The sequence below is a fragment of the Pseudomonas sp. A39 genome (assembly GCF_058145955.1).
This window is the reverse complement of the sequence record NZ_JBYVMD010000029.1, coordinates 1-23,197: the sequence shown is the minus strand read 5'-3', so window position 1 is coordinate 23,197 and position 23,197 is coordinate 1. Positions and strand designations below refer to the sequence as shown.

At 60.3% G+C, this 23,197-nt stretch carries 18 protein-coding genes; 4 read left to right on the top strand and 14 right to left on the bottom strand.

Annotation, left to right across the window (positions count from 1 at the left end):
- Positions 1–693: 693 nt before the first annotated feature.
- Complete coding sequence (rne, locus tag AC3ZU9_RS20645) at positions 694–3,891, top strand: ribonuclease E (RefSeq protein ID WP_490091247.1); 3,198 nt, start codon at positions 694–696, stop codon at positions 3,889–3,891.
- Positions 3,892–3,993: 102 nt separating this feature from the next.
- Here rne and AC3ZU9_RS20640 read toward each other — a convergent pair whose 3' ends face one another.
- The 3 genes from AC3ZU9_RS20640 to AC3ZU9_RS20630 all read right to left on the bottom strand — a co-directional run bounded on the left by AC3ZU9_RS20640 (position 3,994) and on the right by AC3ZU9_RS20630 (position 7,038).
- The gene (locus AC3ZU9_RS20640) at positions 3,994–4,584 is read right to left on the bottom strand and encodes a nucleotidyltransferase family protein (RefSeq protein WP_102060962.1); all 591 of its coding nucleotides are present in this window, start codon (positions 4,582–4,584) and stop codon (positions 3,994–3,996) included.
- Entirely contained in the window at positions 4,581–5,567 is a 987-nt protein-coding gene (locus tag AC3ZU9_RS20635) for an XdhC family protein (protein WP_490091246.1), read from the bottom strand. The genes AC3ZU9_RS20640 and AC3ZU9_RS20635 overlap by 4 nt, the downstream gene beginning before the upstream one ends.
- A gap of 139 nt (positions 5,568–5,706) precedes the next feature.
- Positions 5,707–7,038 carry a dicarboxylate/amino acid:cation symporter gene (locus tag AC3ZU9_RS20630; RefSeq protein ID WP_015885443.1) on the bottom strand — a complete coding sequence of 444 codons (1,332 nt, stop codon included), beginning with the start codon at positions 7,036–7,038 and terminating at the stop codon, positions 5,707–5,709.
- Positions 7,039–7,377: 339 nt separating this feature from the next.
- Here AC3ZU9_RS20630 and AC3ZU9_RS20625 point away from each other — a divergent pair, with 339 nt between their 5' ends.
- Positions 7,378–8,376, top strand: a complete 999-nt coding sequence (locus tag AC3ZU9_RS20625; protein ID WP_015885444.1) for an AraC family transcriptional regulator — start codon at positions 7,378–7,380, stop codon at positions 8,374–8,376.
- Between the two features lie 120 nt (positions 8,377–8,496).
- On the opposite strand, the gene AC3ZU9_RS20620 is transcribed toward AC3ZU9_RS20625, so the two are convergent.
- From AC3ZU9_RS20620 to AC3ZU9_RS20610, 3 genes are read right to left on the bottom strand one after another with little or no spacing between them, the layout of a single operon-like run.
- The gene (locus tag AC3ZU9_RS20620) at positions 8,497–9,843 is read right to left on the bottom strand and encodes an ATP-binding protein (protein WP_490091245.1); all 1,347 of its coding nucleotides are present in this window, start codon (positions 9,841–9,843) and stop codon (positions 8,497–8,499) included.
- Entirely contained in the window at positions 9,840–10,517 is a 678-nt protein-coding gene (locus AC3ZU9_RS20615) for a response regulator transcription factor (RefSeq protein WP_015885446.1), read from the bottom strand. The genes AC3ZU9_RS20620 and AC3ZU9_RS20615 overlap by 4 nt, the downstream gene beginning before the upstream one ends.
- A gap of 18 nt (positions 10,518–10,535) precedes the next feature.
- Positions 10,536–10,844 carry a hypothetical protein gene (locus AC3ZU9_RS20610; protein ID WP_043205769.1) on the bottom strand — a complete coding sequence of 103 codons (309 nt, stop codon included), beginning with the start codon at positions 10,842–10,844 and terminating at the stop codon, positions 10,536–10,538.
- 137 nt (positions 10,845–10,981) lie between these two features.
- Here AC3ZU9_RS20610 and AC3ZU9_RS20605 point away from each other — a divergent pair, with 137 nt between their 5' ends.
- Positions 10,982–11,698, top strand: coding sequence for a 4'-phosphopantetheinyl transferase family protein (locus tag AC3ZU9_RS20605; protein ID WP_490091244.1), 717 nt, complete (start codon positions 10,982–10,984; stop codon positions 11,696–11,698).
- Between the two features lie 80 nt (positions 11,699–11,778).
- On the opposite strand, the gene AC3ZU9_RS20600 is transcribed toward AC3ZU9_RS20605, so the two are convergent.
- On the bottom strand, positions 11,779–13,389 hold the full coding sequence (locus tag AC3ZU9_RS20600; RefSeq protein ID WP_490091243.1) for an ATP-binding protein: 1,611 nt from the start codon (positions 13,387–13,389) through the stop codon (positions 11,779–11,781).
- Positions 13,386–14,111, bottom strand: coding sequence for a response regulator (locus AC3ZU9_RS20595; RefSeq protein ID WP_015885450.1), 726 nt, complete (start codon positions 14,109–14,111; stop codon positions 13,386–13,388). The genes AC3ZU9_RS20600 and AC3ZU9_RS20595 overlap by 4 nt, the downstream gene beginning before the upstream one ends.
- Before the next feature lie 782 nt (positions 14,112–14,893).
- Between AC3ZU9_RS20595 and AC3ZU9_RS20590 the strand changes: the two genes are divergently transcribed.
- Positions 14,894–17,788, top strand: coding sequence for a ribonucleoside-diphosphate reductase subunit alpha (locus tag AC3ZU9_RS20590; protein ID WP_015885452.1), 2,895 nt, complete (start codon positions 14,894–14,896; stop codon positions 17,786–17,788).
- A gap of 92 nt (positions 17,789–17,880) precedes the next feature.
- Here AC3ZU9_RS20590 and AC3ZU9_RS20585 read toward each other — a convergent pair whose 3' ends face one another.
- The 6 genes from AC3ZU9_RS20585 to cheR all read right to left on the bottom strand — a co-directional run bounded on the left by AC3ZU9_RS20585 (position 17,881) and on the right by cheR (position 23,188).
- Positions 17,881–18,828: a hypothetical protein gene (locus AC3ZU9_RS20585; RefSeq protein WP_490091258.1), complete on the bottom strand. Its 948-nt coding sequence runs from the start codon at positions 18,826–18,828 to the stop codon at positions 17,881–17,883.
- 304 nt (positions 18,829–19,132) lie between these two features.
- Positions 19,133–20,437: a flagellar hook protein FlgE gene (gene flgE, locus AC3ZU9_RS20580; protein WP_102061274.1), complete on the bottom strand. Its 1,305-nt coding sequence runs from the start codon at positions 20,435–20,437 to the stop codon at positions 19,133–19,135.
- A 31-nt stretch (positions 20,438–20,468) separates the two neighbouring features.
- The gene (gene flgD / locus AC3ZU9_RS20575; protein ID WP_093545481.1) at positions 20,469–21,194 is read right to left on the bottom strand and encodes a flagellar hook assembly protein FlgD; all 726 of its coding nucleotides are present in this window, start codon (positions 21,192–21,194) and stop codon (positions 20,469–20,471) included.
- 16 nt (positions 21,195–21,210) lie between these two features.
- Positions 21,211–21,654 (bottom strand): flagellar basal body rod protein FlgC, encoded by a 444-nt coding sequence (flgC, locus tag AC3ZU9_RS20570; RefSeq protein ID WP_015885456.1) that lies wholly within the window; start codon positions 21,652–21,654, stop codon positions 21,211–21,213.
- Positions 21,655–21,657: 3 nt separating this feature from the next.
- The gene (gene flgB, locus AC3ZU9_RS20565; protein WP_490091242.1) at positions 21,658–22,065 is read right to left on the bottom strand and encodes a flagellar basal body rod protein FlgB; all 408 of its coding nucleotides are present in this window, start codon (positions 22,063–22,065) and stop codon (positions 21,658–21,660) included.
- A 310-nt stretch (positions 22,066–22,375) separates the two neighbouring features.
- Positions 22,376–23,188 carry a protein-glutamate O-methyltransferase CheR gene (cheR, locus tag AC3ZU9_RS20560; protein WP_252121106.1) on the bottom strand — a complete coding sequence of 271 codons (813 nt, stop codon included), beginning with the start codon at positions 23,186–23,188 and terminating at the stop codon, positions 22,376–22,378.
- Positions 23,189–23,197 lie beyond the last annotated feature (9 nt).

Sequence of the window (23,197 nt, the reverse complement as noted above, 5' to 3'; positions counted from 1 at the left end):
CCGCCAAAAGCGGCCTGGACAGAGGACTTGCGGCAAATTGCCGGCCCTGACCATCGCAATTCATCAGGACGCGAGGCCGTCCTACGGGGCTTTCGCCACCTTGGAAGGCTCGGGATTGTAACAAGCGCAGGTGACATGAGGCCTGAAGCGAGTGCAGTACGCAGAGTGATTACTCGCGTTTTGCGCCGATATTTACGGCCAGTTCACAAAGTGCAGTCAGTCTTGAGCCACACCATGGCGAATGCTTCGGAAACAACGCCTGTTAAGAGCTGAGTGAGAGCGCGATCGCCCACACCTAGTCTTGTTTAGCCATGAGCGTGGACTCCCCATTGGAGTACACGGTAAATGCCAACCCGCTGCGGATTCTGCGCGCGGCAGCACCCGAATTATCAGGGATACGTGTAGGGTGGAGATGCACAACCGTCGGACCGTGTAGCACTAGGCTTATATTTAGACGCTTCATCTCGTCCACAGTCGCCGGTTGATTCCTCCTCCTGACCTTAGCTTTTGTTGAAGTGGTGCCTTTGTCACCACCGCTAACAAGCAGGACGCGTCCGTCGCGATACCGGCCCAATTGGCCTGTTATTGCTGGACACTGGAGTGGCCAACCACTCTTGACGCACCTGACACCGACCGTGAGAAGTCGTGTGTGCCGAACGCCGTTTCCGGCAGCCCGGAAACCGACGGTACAACATGAAAAGAATGCTGATTAACGCAACTCAACCCGAAGAGTTGCGTGTTGCACTGGTAGATGGCCAACGCCTCTACGACCTGGACATCGAATCCGGTGCACGCGAGCAGAAGAAGGCCAATATCTATAAAGGCCGTATTACTCGCATCGAACCAAGCCTTGAGGCTGCCTTTGTCGATTTCGGCTCCGAGCGCCACGGCTTCCTGCCCCTCAAAGAAATCTCCCGCGAATACTTCAAGAAAGCGCCTGAAGGCCGCGTGAACATCAAGGACGTCCTGAGCGAAGGCCAGGAAGTCATCGTTCAGGTCGAAAAAGAAGAACGTGGCAACAAGGGCGCCGCCCTGACCACCTTCATCAGCCTGGCAGGCCGTTACCTGGTCCTGATGCCGAACAACCCACGTGCCGGCGGTATTTCCCGTCGCATCGAAGGCGAAGAGCGCAACGAACTGCGTGAAGCGCTGAACGGCCTGATCGCACCGGCCGACATGGGCCTGATCGTTCGCACTGCCGGCCTGGGCCGCAGCAGCGAAGAAATGCAGTGGGACCTCGACTACCTGCTGCAACTATGGACCGCCATCAAAGAAGCGTCCCTGGATCGTTCCGCGCCGTTCCTGATCTACCAGGAAAGCAACGTGATCATCCGCGCCATCCGCGATTACCTGCGCCAGGACATCGGCGAAGTGCTGATCGACAGCGTTGAAGCGCAGGACGAAGCCCTGACCTTCATCCGCCAGGTGATGCCGCAGTACGCCAGCAAGATCAAGCTGTACGAAGACAGCGTTCCACTGTTCAACCGTTTCCAGATCGAAAGCCAGATCGAGACCGCCTTCCAGCGCGTGGTCGAACTGCCTTCCGGTGGCTCCATTGTGATCGACCCGACCGAAGCCCTGGTGTCCATCGACATCAACTCGGCGCGCGCCACTAAAGGTAGCGACATCGAAGAAACCGCCCTGCAGACCAACCTGGAAGCGGCTGAAGAAATCGCCCGCCAACTGCGCCTGCGCGACATCGGCGGCCTGATCGTGATCGACTTCATCGACATGACCCCCGCCAAGAACCAGCGCGCCGTGGAAGAGAAAGTCCGCGAATGCCTGGAAGCTGACCGTGCCCGCGTACAGGTTGGCCGCATCTCGCGCTTCGGCCTGCTGGAAATGTCCCGTCAGCGCCTGCGTCCGTCCCTGGGCGAAAGCAGCGGCATCGTCTGCCCGCGTTGCAACGGCACCGGTATCATCCGTGACGTTGAATCGCTGTCCCTGGCGATCCTGCGCCTGATCGAAGAAGAAGCCCTGAAAGACCGCACCGCCGAAGTCCGCGCACAAGTGCCGATCCCGGTCGCCGCGTTCCTGCTCAACGAAAAACGCAACTCGATCACCAAGATCGAACTGCGCACCCGTGCCCGTATCGTGATCCTGCCGAACGATCACCTCGAGACGCCGCACTTCGAAGTGCAGCGCCTGCGTGATGACAGCCCGGAAGCCCACAGCGGCCAGTCCAGCTACGAAATCGCCGCTGCCGCCGCCGAAGTGGAAGAAGTCCAGCCGGCTGCTGCGACCCGCACCCTGGTTCGCCAGGAAGCCGCTGTGAAGACCGCCCCTGCCCGCGCCAACGCACCGGTGCCGACTGAAGTGGCTGCACCGGCTGCCGCACCGGCCGCCCTGCCTGAGCCAAGCCTGTTCAAGGGCCTGGTGAAGTCGCTGGTCAGCCTGTTCGCGACCAAGGAAGAGCCCGTTGCTCCGGTGGTGGTTGAAAAACCTGCCACCGAACGCCCGGCGCGCAACGAAGAGCGTCGCAACGGTCGCCAGCAGAGCCGTAACCGTAACGGTCGCCGTGACGAAGAACGCAAGCCTCGCGAAGAACGTGCACCGCGTGAAGAACGCGCGCCACGTGAAGAGCGTGCGCCTCGCGAAGCCCGTGAAGAAACCCCGACCGTAGCCCGTGAAGAACGCGCACCGCGTGAAGAGCGTGCACCACGCACCCCACGTGCTCCGCGTGAAGATCGCAAGCCACGTGGCGAGCGTGAAGAACGTGTGCGTGAACTGCGCGAGCCGCTGGATGCCGCTCCTGCCGTCGCCGCCGAAGCCGTCAGCGAAGAACGCCCGGCTCGCCAGCCGCGTGAAGAACGCGCGCCACGTGAAGAACGCCAACCTCGCGCTCCGCGTGAAGAGCGTCAACCACGTGCCGAGCAAGCTGCTGCCGCCGCCAGCGAAGAAGAAGTACTGACCGGCGAAGAGCAACCGCAGGAAGACGGTCAGGAAGGCGCCGAAGGCGATCGTCCACGCCGCCGCTCCCGTGGCCAGCGTCGTCGCAGCAACCGTCGTGAGCGTCAGCGTGATGCCAACGGCAACGTGATCGAAGGCTCGGAAGAGACCGGCGAAAACGCAGAAGCCGCTACCAGCGAACCGACGGGCGCCGAACTGGCTGCCGGCCTGGCTGTTACCGCTGCCGTTGCCAGCTCGGTCATCAGCGCACCTGCTGAAGCCCAGGCCCACGAGCAGGCTGAGCGCGCTACTGCTGCTGTCGAAGAGACCGTCATCGCAGAAACACCTGTTGCCGAGACGCCAATCGTTGAAGCACCTGCTGTTGAAGCACCTGCTGTTGAAGCATCGGTTGCTGAAGCGCCAGTTGTAGAAGCGCCGGCTGTCGAAGCCACCACCCCAATCGAAGCGCCGGTTGTGCCGGAAGTGGAAGTTGTTCCGGAAGTAGAAGTTGCTCCGGTTCAAGAAGCCCAGCCAGAAGTTGAAGTGGCAGCGGTTGAAGAAGCACCGGCGATTGAACCTCAGCCAGTGACTGAAACAGTCGTTGAAGCTCCGGTTGTCGAGGCGGCTCCAGAAGTTCGTGAAGTTCGTGAAGAACAGACCGCCTTCCAATGGACTGCCGAGCCTGCCGCGCCGGTTGAAGCGCCAGAACCTGCCCCAGTGGTAGAAGACGCGCCGGCACCGGTTGCCGAAGTCGTGGTTGCCGAGCCAGCCCCCGTGGTTGAGCCTGCTCCGGTCGTTGAACCTGCACCCGTGGTTGAAGCGCCGGTGGTTGCCGAAGTTGCCGCGCCAGTGGTTGAAGCAGCACCGGTCAGTGCCCTGACCGAAAACGGCCGTGCCCCGAACGACCCACGTGAAGTGCGTCGTCGTCGCAAGGAAGCGGAAGCTGCTGCTGCTGCTGCCGCAGCACAGGAAGCAGAGCAAGAGAGCAAACCTCTCGTCTGATTCCGTCAGCAATTAAAAAGCCCCGCCTGAGTGATCAGGCGGGGCTTTTTATTGAGTGCCAGACACTGAGTTTCCGGCCTGGAATACAGCCAGCACCTACAGCTAGAGTGGGGAGAAATTCAACGACTGCGGCAGGTCGACGTCCCAGAGCACGCCCGGATCATCAACAGGTACTTCAAGCAGCGTCGCCTGCGCAAACAACGGCTTGGCCCCGCGATCACCGGTCAGTTCCATCAGCCCTGGCCGAAATGCCTGGCTGAACGCGACAGGATGCCCATATTGCCCATCCTGTACCGGCACACTAATACACCCTTCCTCCAGCCCATCAATCACCTGTTCAATGCTCGATGCCCGAATAAACGGCATATCCCCCAGCAGCACCAACCAGCCTTCCGACTCACCGCTGGCCGCAACCGCCGCCGCAAGGCTGTCACCCATGCCGGCCGAGCGCAGCAGCAACACCTTGCAACCGTAGGCCTCTGCCAGACGAATCACTTCAAGCCGATCTGGTGAAGTCACCACCCAGCGCTCAACCACATTGCCCGGCAAATTCACCAGCACCTGCTCGATCACCGGCCGCGCCACACCATCCAAACCCACACAATCGGCCAGCAACTTATCCTGGCCAGCCCCCGCCACAGCGCGGAAACGACTGCCCTGCCCCGCCGCGAGCACTATCGCAGTGACTGTCACTGCGCCACCACCGGCAACGGCTTTTTCTGCATCGGCGCCACGCCATTCTTGATCGCGACAATTTCCGCCATCAGCGACAACGCGATCTCCGACGGGGTGTGACTGCCGATATGCAAACCAATCGGCCCATGCAAACGTGCGATGGCCTCGGCAGACAACCCCAGCGCGGCGAGGTTTTCCCGACGTTTCTGGCTGTTGACCCGTGAACCCAGCGCGCCAATGTAGAACGCCGAGGAATTCAACGCCGTCAGCAACGCCATATCGTCCAGGCGCGGATCATGGGTGAGGCAGACGATGGCAGTGCGTTCATCCGTTTGGATATTCAGCACGGCCTCATCAGGCATGCCCGGTACGAACCGGCCGTGCTGCTCTTCCCAACCGTAGACGAACTCGTCGCGCGGGTCGCAGATGAGCACTTCGAAATCCAGCAAGCGCGCCATCTCTGCCACATAGCGGGACAGCTGCCCGGCGCCGATCAGCAGCAAGCGCCAGCGCGGACCATAAATGGCCCGCAGGCGCTCGCCGTCGAAGGTGACTGCATCGGTCTTGCTTGCGCTGCTCAAGGTCACGTCACCGCTGGCTAGGTCAAGCTCACGCGCGACGATCTGATGATCTTCACACCGCGCCAAAAGCTCCAACACCCACGCCCAGTCGCCCACACGCTCTTCGGTCAAGCGCAAGGTGCCGCCACACGGCAGGCCAAAACGCGCGGCCTCATCACGGGTAACGCCATAGGTCACTAGCTGGACCGGCGGCCCATCCGCAGGCAAGCGCCCATCCTGCAGGCGCGCAATCAAGTCGTCCTCGATGCAGCCGCCCGACACCGAGCCGATCACCACACCATCGCCCCTCAGCGCCAGCATGGCGCCCGGTGGACGCGGGGCACTGCCCCACGTCTGAACGACGCTGTACAACACGACTTGCTGCCCGGCGCGGCGCCACTCGAGCACGCTGCGCAGGACATTCAAATCCACACTGTCCACAAAACCTCCTGCAAGCGTTAAAAGCGATTTACTTACTGTAAAACAAAAGACCCAAAGTGACGCGCCAGAAACGCAAACGCCCCGAACCAGTCGGGGCGTTTGTGCGTTGCGCTCGGCGTTAGTTCACGCCATCAGCGATTTACTTGACCACGGGTGCAGGGCCTTCGGCCACGCCCAGGTCATCGATTTCGCGGGTTTCCGAGATACCGGTACCGCCAGACGCCAGCTCGCTTTGCAGCTTGTCGGTGTCCAGTTCCTTGACCCACTTGGCCACAACGATGGTGGCAACGGCGTTACCCACCAGGTTAGTCAGCGCACGGGCTTCGGACATGAAGCGGTCGATACCCAGGATCAGCGCCAGGCCGGCAACCGGCAGGTGGCCTACGGCCGACAGGGTCGCTGCCAGTACGATGAAGCCCGAACCGGTCACGCCTGCAGCGCCTTTGGAGGACAGCAGCAGCACCAGCAGCAGGGTGATCTGGTGGGTGATGTCCATGTGGGTGTCAGTCGCCTGGGCGATGAACACAGCAGCCATGGTCAGGTAGATCGACGTACCGTCGAGGTTGAACGAGTAGCCAGTCGGGATCACCAGGCCAACGACGGATTTCTTAGCGCCCAGACGCTCCATCTTGATCAGCATGCGTGGCAATGCGGATTCGGAAGACGAAGTACCCAGAACGATCAGCAGCTCTTCACGGATGTAGCGGATCAGCTTGATCACGCTGAAACCGTGGGCGCGGCAGATACCGCCCAGCACCACCAGTACGAACAGCAGGCAGGTGATGTAGAAGCAGATCATCAGCTGGCCCAGTTGCACCAGGGAACCTACACCGTAGGCGCCGATGGTGAACGCCATGGCGCCCAGGGCACCGATTGGCGCGAGCTTCATGATCATGTTGATGATGTTGAACATCACGTGGGCGAAGCGATCGATGAAGTCCAGGACCGGCTTGCCGTAGGCACCCAGGCGATGCAGGGCGAAACCGAAGATCACCGAGAACATCAGCACTTGCAGGATGTCGCCGTTGGCGAAGGCGCCGACGATGGTGTTAGGGATCACGTTGAGGATAAAGCCGACGATGCTCTGGTCTTTACCGGCAGTGACATAGGCCGCTACTTTGGAGGCGTCCAGGGTCGCTACGTCGATGTGCATGCCGGCGCCCGGTTGCACAACGTTGACCACGATCAAGCCGATCAACAGCGCGACGGTGGAAACGATTTCGAAGTAGAGCAGCGCGTAGCCGCCGGTTTTGCCGACCGATTTCATGCTTTGCATGCCAGCGATACCGCTGACAACGGTGCAGAAGATGATCGGGGCGATGACCATTTTGATCAGTTTGATGAACCCGTCACCCAGTGGCTTGAGGGCCACACCGGTCTCCGGGTAGAAGTGACCGAGCAAAATACCGATAACGATGGCAACGATCACCTGGAAATACAGGGATTTGTAGATTGGCTGACGAGTCGTCATTGCAAAGTTCCTCAATCGTCCCGTGTGGCAAATATCCGCCATTGCCCACGACACTTGAATTGCGAACCCTCCTGCACTGGAGGGATTTGTTGTTTGCGAGGTCTGTAGGTCCAGCCTGCGCTGTCATCCTTATCGCAAACGCCGTGCCACTTTGCTGAAAAACCTTACAGGCCTTTAGACATCAGGGCTTGAGGTTTGCAGACGCCCTCCTAAGCGCCGTAACACGTGGCGGATTTCCGCCGCACCGTCCAATCCCGTCCTACAATTTGGCGGATATCCGCCTTGCTCGCCCTCTGCAGTGATGGCTACCATCCGTCCTTCCATGGACGAGGCCTGCGCATGCGTGAACGTACCATCGCCAGTCATTACGCCCGGGCAGCCCTTGGCGGGGCGCGGCGGGCCGGTTACGACTATTCAGGGCTGCTGCAACAGGTGGGCATCACCCCGGAACTGTTGACCGAACCCCGCGCCCGCATCGCGCCGGAGCAATTTACCCGGCTGCTGCAAATGCTCTGGCTGGCGCTGGACGACGAATACCTGGGTTTCGCTGAAGGCCCGAGCAAACGCGGGACCTTCGCCATGATGTGCCACGCGCTGATCCACTGCCGCACCTTGGAGAAGGCTCTGGAACGCGGCTTACTATTTTATAGCCTATTCCCACAGGGACCGCGCTGGCAGCTGACACGCGAAGGCGATATGGCGCGCTTGAGCCTGGACGATTCGACGCTGTGGGACCCGGATCACTTTCTCAGCGAATGCCTGCTGGTGATCTGGCATCGCTTGGGCAGCTGGCTGATAGGCCAGCGTATCCGGCTGCATGAGGCCACCTTCAGCTACCCGATGCCGGCTCACGCCAGCGAATACGACCTGCTCTTTCCCTGTACCCAGGTGTTTGGTGCACCGACCAGCAGCTTGGTGTTTCATAGCCGCTACCTGAGCCTGCCGCTGTTGCAGGACGAACGCACACTCAAGCACTTCCTAGAGCGCTCACCCGCCGACTTGCTGTCCCGGCCGGATGAAGGCGACAGCTTGAGCAGCCAGCTACGCCGCTTGCTGAGTCGCGACCGCACCTCCTGGCCCGACCTGGAAGCCGTCGCCCAGCATTTGCACATCAGCCCCCAGACCCTACGCCGGCATTTACGCGAAGAAGGCAACAGTTTTCAGGCGCTCAAGGATGAGCTGCGGCGGGACATCGCCATCTATCATTTGGGCCGGGAGGATTTGTCATTGCAGGCGATTGCCGAGCAGTTGGGTTTTTCCGAACCGTCGGCGTTTCATCGAGCGTTCAAGAAGTGGACGGGGTTGACGCCGGGGGCGTATCGCGCGCAGGAGAGTTAGAGGGGCAGCGCCTGGACTGGCGGTATCGGGGGCAAGCCCCCTCCCACCTTTGAACGTGTTCACACATTAATAATGTGGGAGGGGGCTTGCCCCCGATGAGGCCTGTAAAACCAGTAAAGATCAAAAGGCGGGGAAGTGAATCTTGAACGCGGCGCCGCCCAACGGCGAATCGCCCAAGGTCAACCGCGCGCCATAACTTTCAATAATATCCTTGACCACCGCCAAGCCAATCCCCTGCCCCGGATGCTGGCGATCCAGCCGTTCACCCCTTTGCAGAATCCGCGCACGCTGATCCGGCGGTACCCCAGGGCCATCATCCTCAATGCACAACTCGGTGCCTTCCAGACTTTCCACCAGACTGATACGCACCTCACTCAGGCACAGGCGGTAGGCGTTTTCCAGCAGGTTGCCGAGCAACTCCAGCAAGGCGCCCTTCTCGATCGGCACATCGCATTCTTCCGGCAACTCAAAAGACACCGTGACGCGTTTATCGCGGTAGACCTTGTCCAGCGTATCGCACAGGCTTTGCAGCACCGGCGCCAGGCGTACCTGATGGCGCACCAGCCCGCTTTTGCGCAGGCTGGCCCGCTGCAACTGGTAGCTGATCTGCTGGCTCATGCGCTCGATCTGCGATTGCAACACCCAGGCCTGATCGCGATCTTCAGGACGCTGGGCCATGTCTTCGCTCACCCCCTGCAAGACCGCCAGCGGGGTTTTCAGGCTGTGGGCCAAGTCGTCGAGGGAATCGCGGTAGCGCGTCCGTTGCTCACGCTCGCTGTGCAGCAGGCGGTTGAGAGAGCCGGTGAGACGCAGCAGTTCGCGGGGGTGTTGCTCGGAGAGGCTTTCGCGCGTGCCGCCTTCGATCTGGTCGAGTTCCTGGCTCAGCCGCCGCAGCGCTTGCAGGCCCCAGGTCAGGCCCAGCCATAACAAGGTCAGCAGCACCAGCAGCGCTGCGCCGAAGCCCAGGTAGAGGTTTTCGCGCAGGCCTTCGAGGGTCAGTTGGTATTCGCGCACCGGTTGCAGGGCGACGATGCTGAAGGCCGCGCTCTTGCCACCGAGCAGCCTGACCTCGACGTCATACACGAAGAATTCCTGGCCGTTGGCCTCGCGAATCCGCGCAAATTCATTGCCGCGCCCGTCGTAGCGCGGCTTGTAGTTGATATTTTCTTCCTTGGTCGCCCGCGAACGCCATACCAGATGACCTTCACGGTCGTAGATATAGCCCAGCAGACGGCTATCGGTCAGGTTGAAGCGCTCGTCCGGCAACTGCGCCGGCATCAGCAGGCGGTTGTTTTCGACCCGCGCGGCAGAGATCAGAGTGGTGACATCCGACGCCAGGCGTTGCTCGATGGAGTCTTGCAGCGCCAGGCTGAACGCGCCCTGCATGGCCGGCAACAACCCGAGCATAAACAACACGGCCAGGGTGGCGGCCGCCAGCATCAAGCGCACGCGTAGCGAGCGAATCAACGGCAGCGCTCATTGAACAGGTAGCCCAGGCCACGCACGGTGTCGATCGGTTTGAACCCGCCCGGGCCTTCCAGCTTGCGACGCAGGCGGCCGACCAGCACTTCAATGACATTCGGATCGCGCTCGTCGTCATCGGGGTAGAGCTGTTCCATCAAGCGGTCCTTGGCGACCACTTGCTGGTGATGACGCATCAGGTATTCGAGGATGCGGTATTCGTAGGCCGTCAACGCCAAGGGCTGTTCGTCAAGGGACGCCTGCTTGCGGTTGAGGTCCAGCAGCAAAGGCCCGGCAACGATAGTCGACTGGGTAAAGCCACTGGAACGACGCAGCAAGGCGTTCATGCGCGCCTCCAGCTCTTCGAACTGGAACGGCTTGACCACGTAGTCGTCGGCGCCGGCCGCCAGGCCTTCGACCTTGTCCTGCCAGTTGCCGCGCGCGGTGAGGATCAGGATCGGGAAGGTCTTGGCCTGGGTACGCAACTGGCGGATCAGGTCCAGGCCGCCCATGCCGGGCAGGCCCAGGTCGATGATCGCCAAGTCATGGTTGAACTGGCCGGTCTGGTACAGGGCCTCTTCGGCATTGGCCACGGCCTCGACCACATGCCCGCTGTCGGTCAGGCGGGTCAACAGGTGATGACGCAGCAGCGCCTCATCTTCCACCACCAGCAATTTCATAAGGCTCTCCAAAGCAAATCAACTGTCCGACAGAGGGATATCATAGCGGCCCTGCAGGTCTTGCGGGCGCAGTTTAATACCATTGAACTGGCCGGTCAGGTGTTCATAGCCGGCGCGGTAGTCCGGCTGCGGGGTTGCAAGGCCCAGGGACTGGCCCCAAGGCGTGGGTTGGCTGCCGGCGTCTTCGAAGCTGACACGCTGGATCAGCGCGCTGGCTTTCTTGGTTTTCTCACGTCCGAATGCGGCAAAGGCGCCGTCCGAGGCCTGGACCCCGGCGGTGGCACTGAGCATGGTTAACGCCAACATCAGCTTTTTGATCGCAGTCATGGTGTTACCTCTACGCGTTTGGCTGTTGCAGCCCAGACTACGCAGGCGCCCCTGAACTCCCCCTGAACAGGCTCTGAACCTCACCTGAACCGCAGCGGGCTATCCGCAAGCGTTTGAACTCGGCAAAATACCGGCCCATGAATCCCCTACCCGCTTGCTGCACCCCACTCGACGCCCACTGGCCCCTGCCTGAGCCCTTGCCGGGCACGGTATTGCTCAGCACCCGCTTCGACCCTGCCTTATTAACGGCAGGCGACTTCCAGCGCAGCGCCGTACCGCCGCCGGCCAGTATCCAGCGCTCAGTGGCCAAGCGTCAGGCCGAGTTCCTGGCCGGCCGTCTGTGCGCCCGCGCGGCGCTGCAACAACTCGATCACCTCAACTACATCCCCGCGATCGGTGAAGACCGCGCACCGGTGTGGCCCGCACATATCTGCGGCTCTATCACCCACAGCACCGGGCATGCCGCCGCGATCGTCGCGCACAAGGCGCAATGGCGCGGGCTGGGGATGGACCTGGAGAATGTGCTGAGCCTGGAGCGGGCGGAGCGGTTGGCGGGGGAAATTCTCACGGTGGAGGAGCTGCACCGCATGGGCTCGCTGCCGCGTGAACAGCATGCGCTGCTGGTGACGCTGACGTTTTCGGCCAAGGAGAGCCTGTTCAAGGCGCTCTACCCGATCGTGCAGAAGCGCTTCTACTTTGAGCATGCCGAGGTGGTGGAGTGGTCAGCTGCAGGCCATGTGCGCCTGCGCCTGCTGACGGACCTGTCTGCCGAGTGGTTCCATGGCAAAGAGCTGAGCGCACAATTTGCGCTGCATGAAGCTCAGCTGTTGAGCCTGGTGGCCATCAGCGCCTGAGCCCCCCCTCCCACACTCGACCGAGTTCCAGCGTTGGGATGCCATCGACTGAGGGAGGGGGCTTGCTCCCGATAGCGACATCAGGATTTATCCTGATCCCGTGGCCAACTCAGGCTGAAGCAGGCCCCACCCAAATTATTGCTCTTGCCGATCAACGCCCGCCCGCCGTGCCAATAAATGATTCGCCGCACAATCGACAACCCCAGGCCATGCCCACCCGAAGCACGGGTGCGGCTGTCATCCAGGCGCAGGAACGGCGTGAAAATGCGCTCCCAGGCACTTTCCGGCACGCCGGGGCCGTCGTCCTCCACATCGATGCGGCAGCGCACCTGGCCGACCTGATAACTGATCAACACCTGCCCCTGGGCATGGCGCATGGCATTGCTCACCAGGTTCTGCAGCGCCCGATGCAGATAACGCGGCTCGGCATCCACCCAGGCGTCATCCCAATGCACCGAAGACAGGCAAATACCCCGGGTCACGTTGACCTGCGGGCGCAGTGGCGATAATTCGCCGATCACCTGATCGAGCAGCGCATTGAGGTCGACCCGCTGGAAATTCAGCTCCGGCGAGCCTTGCTCCAGACGTGCATACGTCAGCATTTCGTCCACCAGGCCATCAAGGTCTTGGATATCGCTGTCCATGCCCTCCAGGTATTTGCGCCGCGCCTCGGGGGTGGTGGCATCGCCGACCATCTCCAGGCCGAAGCGCAAGCGCGCCACCGGCGTGCGCAGCTCATGGGACACCGCGCGCACCAGTTCGCGCTGGATCGCCAGCAACTGTTGCAAGTGCTCGGCCATGCCGTTGAACGCCGCGGCCAGGCGCCCCACCGAGTCAGCGCCGCGAGCCGGCACGCGGACTTCCAGGTTGCCCTTGGCGATGCGCGTGGCAGCGGCTTCCAGGCCGCGCAACCGGCGTTCAAGCTGACGCACTAATAGATAGACGATCAGACCGATCAGCGTCAGGCCGATCAAGGCAATCAGCACCAGCCATTGCGCCGGGTAAGGACTCATCTGATACAACGGGCCGATTTCCAGCACCCGCGGCGTGCCGACCATGCCGGCAAACACGCGGATCGAATCGCCGCCCTTGCCCAAGGCCATCACCGTGTCGCCTTCCGATACGCGGCGGCGCTGGTCTTCATCCATATCAGTCTGGTCGAGGGTCATCAGGTGCATGTCAAAGCCAAAACCCTTGGCTTCTTTTATGTCTGCCAGGCGTTGCGGTTGTTCCGCCACCGGGAAGCGCACCAGTTCGTCGGCGAGCAGGTAGATGGTCGCGCGGGCAAGTTGCTCGCTGATCTGCTGCACCTCTCCCTCCAGCACCAGTTGATCCTGATCACTGACCCATCGCAGCACCCGCGCGGCATGCGGCCCGGTCTGCTCCACCAGCACCTGCCCACGTTGCAGGCGGTTGCGCTGGCTCGAGTCCAGTTGCGTATCCGCGAGGGGGCGCAATTGCAGCGGGATACCCAGCAAACGTTCCCACACCGCCAGGGCGCGTTGGCGCTCGATGGGGCTCATGGGCTGCAGGTTATCGCCCATCAACGCGAAGGTGCCGTGGGCCAGGCGCTCGCGGTATTGGCCGCTGCGCACCTCGTTGAGCAGGTGCAGGGCCAGCACGCCGAGCAGCGCCACCAGGATCAGCGCCGCGCACATACCGCCGTAGATGCGCAGGAAGATCGAGTTCACAGCGGCATGTCGGCGGCGGCTTCGGGGACGAACAGGTAGCCTTTGCTGCGGATGGTCTTGATCAGGCGCGGGTGGATCGGGTCGTCGCCGATTTTCGGGCGAATACGCGAGATGCGCACATCGATGGAACGGTCCTGGCCGTCGTAGCCGATGCCGCGCAGGGCGATGAAGATTTCTTCGCGGGACAGGATGCGCCCGGCATTCGCCACCAACAGCCACAGCAAGTCGAATTCGGCGCTGGTCAGCTCGATGCCGGCATTATTCAGCCAGGCCTCGCGCAACGCGTTGTCCACCACCAACGGGCCGAATTGCAGGCGGCGCTGGCTTCCCACGGCAGTCGGTTCCGCCGGTTCGCTGCGCCGCAGCAGGGCCTGGATGCGCGCCAGCAACAGGCGCGGGCGTACGGGTTTGCACACGTAGTCGTCGGCGCCCATGTCCAGGCCCAGCACCTGGTCCATGTCGTCGGTGCGCGCGGTCAGCATCAGGATCACGCCGTCATAACGCTCGCGCACTGTGCGGCAGATGCTCAGGCCGTCTTCGCCGGGCAGCATCAGGTCGAGGATCACCAAGTCCGGCTGTTCAGCGATGATCCGCGCCGCCGCCAAGGCCCCATCGCCCTCCACCGACACCTGCAGGCCGTTGCTCTCCAGGTACTCGCGGGTCAATTCGGCGAGCCGCTCGTCATCCTCGACGATCAATACCTGCCAGGCTTCTTGCTCCACGGGTGATCCTCATTGTTATAAAGAAGGTCGTCCTGACCATGCGATCTATTGTCGGAGGGGCTTGCGCTCACATTTCTGATCTGCGCCAGCCACACCTTATTTGTAATGTTGGGAAGGCATAACAAAGACCGATTGTAGCCATGCCGCAACCCTGGAACACAAGCTTGGAAATGCATTCGGTGATCGCATTTTTTTGTGATAGGGTTCGCGCCCTCAAAAATCCAATCAGCTGTTTTTACCTTGGAATATTCGGTGACAAACGGCCGAATCCAGCAGCAATGCGGCCTACACGGGTGTTCCACGTTTCATACACATTTTACCCACAGCGTTATCCACAGGTAGTGCGTTGCTAAGCCCCCCAAAACGCATTATCTTGTAGCTCGGCGCAAAAAAAACCCTACATGTAGGGTTTTGAGCGAAAAAAACCAAACACAGATCAGACAAGAAACTCAAGCCCTTTCTTGCTCTCGTTTGGTTGAACCAAAGCATTTTTCGAAAGCCCAAACCGCTCACGCGGATGGCAGCCGTTTTCACGCTCCAACAGCGCAAAACGGTACGGGTGTTGCAGTGCTTGAACCTGGCAACTGTCACCCACCAGGAATACGGCCAAGGGCTTTTGAGCCCCGAACCGAAGACTTCGGCATGGAAGCGGCGCGAACAGCTCCCTTCCTCCTGTCCCGAAGTTGTTATGCCAGGCCCAGGCCTGCTGTAAATGCTTCAGGACGGAACGGTGGGCACCGTGATGGTGCCCAAATAAATATAGAACGTGGAGACAACCCCCCATGCAAACCGACACAACTCGCGAGAACCCGCAGGGCTCCGTGCCGCAGGCCGCTGATTCGAACCTGGATCTGTCCGCCACCGCACCTGGCCAACTGCGCGTGATCAAGCGTAACGGGACTGTCGTTCCTTACACCGATGACAAAATCACCGTCGCCATCACCAAAGCGTTTCTTGCAGTTGAAGGCGGCACCGCTGCCGCTTCGTCGCGCATCCATGACACCGTTGCCCGCCTGACCGAACAAGTCACCGCGACCTTCAAGCGTCGCATGCCCTCGGGCGGCACTATCCACATCGAAGAAATCCAGGACCAGGTCGAACTGGCCCTGATGCGTGCCGGCGAGCAGAAAGTTGCCCGCGACTACGTGATCTACCGTGACTCGCGCGCCAAGGAACGTGCCGTGCGCACGCCAGCCGAAGAAGCCGCGGTACAGGCTCACCCGTCGATCCGCATTACCCTGGCCGACGGCACGTTTGCGCCGCTGGACCTGGGCCGCCTGAACACCATCATCACCGAGGCCTGCGAAGGCCTGGAAGAAGTCGATGGTGACCTGATCCAGCGCGAAACCCTGAAAAACCTGTACGACGGCGTGGCCCTGACCGACGTCAACACCGCGCTGGTGATGACCGCCCGTACCCTGGTCGAGCGTGAGCCGAACTACTCGTTCGTGACCGCTCGCCTGCTGATGGACACCCTGCGTGCCGAAGGCCTGGGCTTCCTCGGCGTAGCCGACAGCGCCACCCACCACGAGATGGCTGACCTGTACGCCAAGGCCCTGCCGGCCTACATCGCCAAGGGTATCGAATTCGAATTGCTGAACCCGATCCTGGCCACCTTCGACCTGGAAAAACTCGGCAAGGCGATCAACCACGAGCGCGACCAGCAGTTCACTTACCTGGGCCTGCAAACCCTGTACGACCGTTACTTCATCCACAAGGACGGTATCCGCTTCGAACTGCCGCAAGTGTTCTTCATGCGCGTGGCCATGGGCCTGGCGATCGAAGAGAAGCATAAAGAAGACCGCGCCATCGAGTTCTACAACCTGCTGTCGTCCTTCGACTACATGTCGTCGACCCCGACCCTGTTCAACGCCGGCACCCTGCGTCCACAGCTGTCCAGCTGCTACCTGACCACCGTGCCGGATGACCTGTCGGGTATCTACCACGCGATCCACGACAACGCCATGCTCTCCAAATTTGCCGGTGGCCTGGGCAACGACTGGACGCCGGTGCGTGCGCTGGGTTCGTACATCAAGGGCACCAACGGCAAGTCCCAGGGCGTTGTACCGTTCCTGAAAGTCGTGAACGACACCGCCGTTGCGGTCAACCAGGGCGGCAAGCGCAAAGGCGCTGTCTGTGCCTACCTGGAAACCTGGCACATGGACATTGAAGAGTTCATCGAGCTGCGCAAGAACACCGGTGATGACCGTCGTCGTACCCACGACATGAACACCGCCAACTGGATCCCTGACCTGTTCATGAAGCGCGTCTTCGATGACGGCCCGTGGACCCTGTTCTCGCCTTCCGAAGTGCCGGACCTGCACGACCTGACCGGCAAGGCCTTCGAAGAACGCTACGAGTACTACGAAGCCCTGTCCCAGTACCCAGGCAAGATCAAGCTGTTCAAGACCATCCAGGCTAAAGACCTGTGGCGCAAAATGCTGTCCATGCTGTTTGAAACCGGCCACCCATGGCTGACCTTCAAAGACCCGTGCAACCTGCGCAGCCCGCAGCAGCACGTGGGCGTGGTCCACAGCTCGAACCTGTGCACCGAGATCACCTTGAACACCAACAAGGACGAGATCGCCGTTTGCAACCTGGGCTCGATCAACCTGCCGAACCACATCGTCAACGGCAAGCTGGACACCGCCAAGCTGGAACGCACCGTCAACACCGCCGTTCGCATGCTCGATAACGTGATCGACATCAACTACTACTCGGTGCCACAGGCGCAGAACTCCAACTTCAAGCACCGTCCGGTCGGCTTGGGCATCATGGGCTTCCAGGACGCGCTGTACCTGCAGCACATTCCTTACGGTTCGGACGCTGCGGTCGAGTTCGCCGACAAGTCCATGGAAGCGGTCAGCTACTACGCGATCCAGGCTTCCTGCGACCTGGCCGATGAGCGCGGTGCCTACGAGACGTTCCAGGGTTCACTGTGGTCCAAGGGCATCCTGCCGCTGGATTCGCAACAGATCCTGATCGAGCAACGTGGCCAGAAGTACATCGACGTTGACCTGAACGAATCCCTGGACTGGGCGCCGGTACGTGCCCGTGTACAAAAAGGTATTCGTAACTCCAACATCATGGCCATCGCGCCGACCGCGACCATCGCCAACATCACCGGCGTATCGCAGTCGATCGAACCGACCTATCAGAACCTGTATGTGAAATCGAACCTGTCGGGCGAATTCACCGTGATCAACCCGTACCTGGTTCGCGATCTGAAAGCCCGCGGCCTGTGGGACTCGGTCATGATCAACGACCTGAAGTACTACGACGGTTCCGTGCAGCAGATCGAGCGCATCCCGCAAGAGCTCAAAGAGCTCTACGCGACCGCTTTCGAAGTGGACACCAAGTGGATCGTTGACGCGGCCAGCCGTCGTCAGAAGTGGATCGACCAGGCCCAGTCGCTGAACCTGTACATCGCCGGCGCATCGGGCAAGAAGCTGGACGTGACCTACCGCATGGCTTGGTACCGTGGTCTGAAAACCACTTACTACCTCCGTGCCCTGGCCGCCACCAGCACCGAGAAGTCGACCATCAACACCGGTAAGTTGAACGCTGTTTCCAGCGGCAACCACGGTGACGATTCGGTACTCGCTGCTCCGGCCGGCCCGGCGCCAGTGCCAAAGGCCTGCGCCATTGACGAGCCGGATTGCGAAGCTTGCCAATAAGCTGAGTCGTTCTTGGGCTTGAACGCCCGGGATTGAAAAAACCCCTGATAAACCCTGGATGTATTGGGTTTACCGGGGTTTTTTCTTTTCCACTATATGAAAGCGTAAGCATTGCCCTGCTGAGGCCTGCCGCCTTTCTGGCCCCACAATTCAATGTGACCACCAATCACCGCCATTGAATGCCCGCCATAATCCACGACCCCTAGCTTACCGCTTGCGAGTTCAGAGCTGGATGACTGTCTGTAGAGCCCCTTCAAACCAAGCCGATCCAGCGCCTCCCAGCCCATTTCGCCATTGTTCAGGCTTTGCATCGCGTGGGCAAAACTACGCTTTGCATCATTGGGGTTGTCATCAACGCCATTACCCTCCATCTGTGCGCGCTTGGCACTCGCCGCGTACATGAAGTTAGCGTCGGTCATCATGGCCGGATCATCACCTTGAAATTGCGCATAACTCGCTGCTTGCTTCAATTCAGCCTTTGACAAATGCAGATCAAACCCATCCCGCATCTTCACGTCATAACCATCGCCTGCCTGCTTTACTTCCTGAAAGACATCGGTAGGTTTCTGGCCAAACTTCATCATTGCCGACTTTATGGCTGAAACAGTGACACAGTTACCGTCCGGCCCCTGCTTGAAACCACTCCAGATATTGCCAGCTTCTCTGCCCATGCCGGGTTTTTTACCCGGGTTGCTAGGGTCAGGCTTGTAATCAAAGTGGCGCGCGCCCTCGGTAAAGGGCTTGTTGGTCATCGGCTCACTGCCGCCGAAATCGCTCGGATTAACCCTGCCGCCGCCACCACCGCCACCGCCACCGGGTGATGGCGGAGACGGAGGCGGAGTAACGCCCTCATCATCCTCAGGGAACAACTCTTTCAGCAATCGCTTGAGAAACTCAAGAAACTGCTGATCAGCCTCGTCGATCAGCTTGTTAAGGATTTCCTTGAATTTCTCATCGCCCATTTGCTCGCGCAGTTTGTTTAATTTATCCCGCGAGTCTTGAACCGTCTGCGTCTTGCCTGTTTGCTGCGCCTCAAACATTTCGTTGAGCAGCTTTTTGACCGCAGTTACCTCAGCAGTGGGCGTGACCGATGTGGCATCCCCTCGCACGACACCCGGTAAAGGAACTGTCCGCCCAGCACCTGGCCCAAAAACGCCTGAACTCCACATACTCCGTTCCCCTTGATTGGTGAACCTCCTGGGCTCTGATCCGATCAGTGGCAAGACGGGTAATAGGCGTTCCTTACCGGGCAATTCAGCGCGTAACCCTAGGTGTCGCGGGCTATATTCCTACACGCAAAAAAAAGCCCCTCTTACGAGGGGCTTCTTGTAGAGCATTGATGCATCAGGTCATCTGAATGATGGTCTGCATGATGGTGCTCTGGGTGGAGATGGTCTTGGCGTTCGCCTGATAGTTGCTCTGGGCCTTGATCAGGTCCACCAGCTCGTTGGTCAGGTTGACGTTGGAGTTCTCCAGGGAGTTGGCCACGATCGAACCCAGGGTACCGGCTTGCGGGGTGTCATAACCTGGCTGGCCCGAGGCGAAGGTCTCTCTCCAAGTTGTGCCGCCCGAAGGCTGCAAGCCTTGTTCGTTGTTGAAGCTGGCCAGGGAGATCTGGCCGATGGCCTTGCTCTGCTGGTTGCTGAAGGTGGCGAACATCACGCCGTTGCCGTCGATTTTCAGGCCGGTGATCTGGCCGGTGGCGTAACCGTCGGTGGTCGGCGGGTTGCGGTAGCTGGCCGAGTTGTACTGGGTGACGTTGCCCAGGTTGACGGCAATATTCGGCGCTGTGGCGTCGTTTGGCGCCCATGTACCGTTGGTCACCTTACCCGGTACCCAGCCGGTGAGCGTCAGGGTGGTACCAGTCACACCCGCACCGGCGATGCTCAGCAGCTTACCGGCACCGTCAAAGTTGAAGGTTGCCGGCACGGGCGCTGTGGCGCCAGTGGTTGTAGGCTTGGTGCCATCCAGGTTACGGCCATCGATCAACGTGTAGGCCTTCCACTCGTTGGCGTCGGTTTTCACCATGTACTGCACCATCTCGTGGGAGTTGCCCTGGGCATCGAACAAGGTGGTGCTGTTCTGGGTGGTGAAGGAACTGGATTCGCTTGGGTCAAACGGATTAGTGGTCTGGTTGATCACCGGCGCCGACGAGTTCAGGTTACTGGTGGAGTCCACCTTGGTGGACGCCTTGGGTGGCAGGTACGACAGGTTCAGTTGCAGGTCGGTCAGGCCGCCCTTGACGATATTGCCGTCCTCGTCCGCGGCATAGCCTTGCAAGCGCGACGTGCCGGTATTGTTGGTGACGTAGCCATCTTTGTCGGCACGGAAGGCACCGCTGCGGGTGTATTCCAGCGAACCGTCGCTGCCCTTCTGGACGAAGAAGCCACCGCCCTGGATCGCCATGTCCAGCACGCCGCCGCTGTTGTTGACGTCACCTTGGGTGAACTGCTGGGACACGGCCGCCAGGTTTACACCGTTGCCGATGCTGTTCTGACCGGTGCCCAGTTTGGACGCGGCGTAGATGTCCGCGAATTCCGCGCGGGACGACTTGAAGCCAGTGGTCGCGACGTTGGCGATGTTGTTGCCGGTCACGTCCAGTTGTTTGTTGGCCGCATAGAGGCCGCTAAGGCCGATATTAAAAGACATGTTTCTCTCCCTCTGCCGTATTTAGCCGGCTCTATGTACCGATAGTCTGAATTTGCGACAGCTTGACGCTGCCCATGCCACCTGCAAGGTTCAGCAGCATCTCGCCGCCGGTCTTGCTCAAGGTCACGCTCGTTACCGTCGCAGGCAGCGAAGTGGCCAGGGCGACAGCCTCGCCCTTGTCGTTCTTGGTAGTGGCATTGAAGGTGTAGGTGCCCGCAGGAGCGACCTCGCCATTGTCGTTCTTGCCATCCCAGATGAAGCTTTGGGTACCGGCGCTCTGGGCCCCCATGTCGAGGGTGCGCACCACAGTGCCATCTTTGTCGGTGATCTTGACGGAGACGTTGCCCACCGCCGAGGTCACCGCCACGGAACCGTTCATGCTCTTGCTGGTGTCGACCATGGCCTTGTCGGTCTGGATGATGATCGACCGCCCTACCAGCGACGACGCCTGCAGCGCTTGCGAGGAGCTGAAGTTGCTGGAGATGTTATTCACCGAATCGTTCAGGGTGTTGATGCCTTCCAGGCTACTGAACTGTGCAAGCTGGGCCACGAACGCGCCGTTGTCCTGAGGTGACAGCGGGTTCTGGTTTTTCAGCTGGGTCACGAGCAGTTGCAGGAACGCGTCCTTGCCCAGCGACTGGTTGCCCGTCGCGGACTTGGCGGCATCGCCGACGCTGCTGTTGTCCGTTGCAGTCTTGACCTTGGAATTGAAAAGGTCCTGGACTGCCGTGGTGTTACTCGTATCAACGATGGCCATTATTTGGCGCCCCTTATCACTGACCCAGGGTCAGGACCTTTTGCATCATGGTTTTGGCGGTGTTCATCATTTCCGCATTGGTCTGGAACGAGCGGCTGGCAGAAATCATGTCCGCCATTTCCTCGACCACGTTGACGTTCGGGTAGTACACGTAGCCTTTTTCGTTGGCCGCCGGGTGGTTAGGCTCGTAGCGGGCCTCCAGATTGCTCTGGTCTTCAACCACACCGAGTACCTGCACGCCGGAGCCTGCGGCACCTTGGTCCTGGAACAGCGAGTCGCTGCCGCCGCTCTGGCCACCCTGGAACATGGTGGCGAACACCGGGTGACGGGCGCGGTAGGTCTGGTCAATGCTCGAAGACACGGTCTCGGCGTTGGCGATGTTACTGGCGACGGTGTTCAAGCGCGTGGTCTGCGCGCTCATGCCACTGCCGGCAATATTGAAAACACTGGACAGGGACATGGCTTACTCTCCGCGCAGGGCTGACATCAGCCCTTTGAATTTGCTGTTAAGCAGGGTGAAGCTGGCTTGGAAGTTCACCGAGTTCTCGGCGTAGGCCGATTGCTCCAGCTGCGCGTCGACGGTGTTCTGGTCGATCGACGGCTGCATCGGCGTGCGATACAGCAACGACTCGTCACCACTGCTCAGGCCTTGCGCTTCAATATGACGGCTGTTGGTCATGCTCAAGGCGAAGGTGCCGTTCTTGGTCTTGTCCTGCTGGGCGGCGAGCACGGCAGAGAAGTCCAGGTCCCGAGCCTTGTAGTTCGGGGTATCGGCGTTGGCAATGTTGTTGGCCAGGACTTCAGCACGCTGGGCGCGGAAGCCCAGGGCTTTTTCGTGGATACCGAGCGCTTTATCGAAGCTGATGCTCATGGCGGAAACCTTTAGGCTGACCTGCTTTTCGTTAACAGGGTTATAGCAAGGTGCATGCCAATCTGATGGAGGCCCGTATATCAAGGGCTTGAGAGGCGGTTGCCGGCGACGATGCCAGAAAAGCGGCAAGCGATTTCCGCGTGGCGCCAGTAAAGCGGCAATGGAGAGTTGCCGCTCTCTTGAAATTTGCCGCAAAAAAAAATGTGGGAGGGGGCTTGCTCCCGATGACGGTGTGTCAGTGATAGCTATATCAACTGAACCACCGCCATCGGGAGCAAGCCCCCTCCCACATTGATCGAGTGAGATCGTCTTACTTGGCCTGGTAAATGATCCCAGGGCTGCACTGCACCATCTGGTAATGGTCCGGCAGGCCATTCAACGCTTCGGAAGCCCCGAGGAACAGATAGCCGCCGCGCTTGAGCGTGCCGTGAATGCGCAGCAGGATGTCTTTCTTCACCTCGGCCGAGAAGTAGATCAGCACGTTGCGGCAAAACACCATGTCGAACTTGCCCAGGCTCGCGTAGCTGTCGAGCAGGTTGAACGAGCGAAACTCCACGCGGCTCTTGATCGGCGCCTTGACCGCCCAACGCCCGGCCCCTTTGGGGTCGAAGTAACGTTGCAGGCGTTCCTGGGACAAACCACGGCCCAGGGCCAGGCTGTCGTACTCGCCGGTCTTGCAGTTGGTGAGCATGGTGCCGGACAGGTCGGTGGCAACAATTTGCGCGCCTGCCTTTAACTGGCCCATGTTGGTTCGCTCGAACTCATCGATGGACATCGAAATCGAATACGGTTCCTGCCCCGAGGAGCAGGCAGCAGACCAGATGCGCAGACGCTGGCCCGGGCTGGCCTTGATAGCTTCCGGCAGCACTTTGCTCTTGAGCACTTCAAACGGATAGGTATCGCGAAACCACAGGGTCTCGTTGGTGGTCATGGCATCGACCACCATCTCCTTGAGCCCACTGCGCGGCTGCCCCTGGATGCGCTGTACCAGCTCACCCAAAGACTTGATGCCCTGCTGCTCCATCATTTTGTTGAGACGGCTGGATACCAAGTACTGCTTGTTTTCACCGAGCAATATGCCACAGGCTTTTTCCAGGAAGACCCGGAACTGTTCAAAATCCAAATTACCCGT

Coding starts and splice junctions, on each gene's coding strand:
- AC3ZU9_RS20615 (WP_015885446.1), bottom strand. CDS start 10,517: ATGAAATTGCTGGTGGTGGAAGATGAGGCGCTGCTGCGTCATCACCTG.
- AC3ZU9_RS20610 (WP_043205769.1), bottom strand. CDS start 10,844: ATGACTGCGATCAAAAAGCTGATGTTGGCGTTAACCATGCTCAGTGCC.
- AC3ZU9_RS20605 (WP_490091244.1), top strand. CDS start 10,982: ATGAATCCCCTACCCGCTTGCTGCACCCCACTCGACGCCCACTGGCCC.
- flgE (WP_102061274.1), bottom strand. CDS start 20,437: ATGTCTTTTAATATCGGCCTTAGCGGCCTCTATGCGGCCAACAAACAA.
- AC3ZU9_RS20585 (WP_490091258.1), bottom strand. CDS start 18,828: ATGTTTGAGGCGCAGCAAACAGGCAAGACGCAGACGGTTCAAGACTCG.
- AC3ZU9_RS20590 (WP_015885452.1), top strand. CDS start 14,894: ATGCAAACCGACACAACTCGCGAGAACCCGCAGGGCTCCGTGCCGCAG.
- flgD (WP_093545481.1), bottom strand. CDS start 21,194: ATGGCCATCGTTGATACGAGTAACACCACGGCAGTCCAGGACCTTTTC.
- flgC (WP_015885456.1), bottom strand. CDS start 21,654: ATGTCCCTGTCCAGTGTTTTCAATATTGCCGGCAGTGGCATGAGCGCG.
- AC3ZU9_RS20625 (WP_015885444.1), top strand. CDS start 7,378: ATGCGTGAACGTACCATCGCCAGTCATTACGCCCGGGCAGCCCTTGGC.
- flgB (WP_490091242.1), bottom strand. CDS start 22,065: ATGAGCATCAGCTTCGATAAAGCGCTCGGTATCCACGAAAAAGCCCTG.
- rne (WP_490091247.1), top strand. CDS start 694: ATGAAAAGAATGCTGATTAACGCAACTCAACCCGAAGAGTTGCGTGTT.
- AC3ZU9_RS20630 (WP_015885443.1), bottom strand. CDS start 7,038: ATGACGACTCGTCAGCCAATCTACAAATCCCTGTATTTCCAGGTGATC.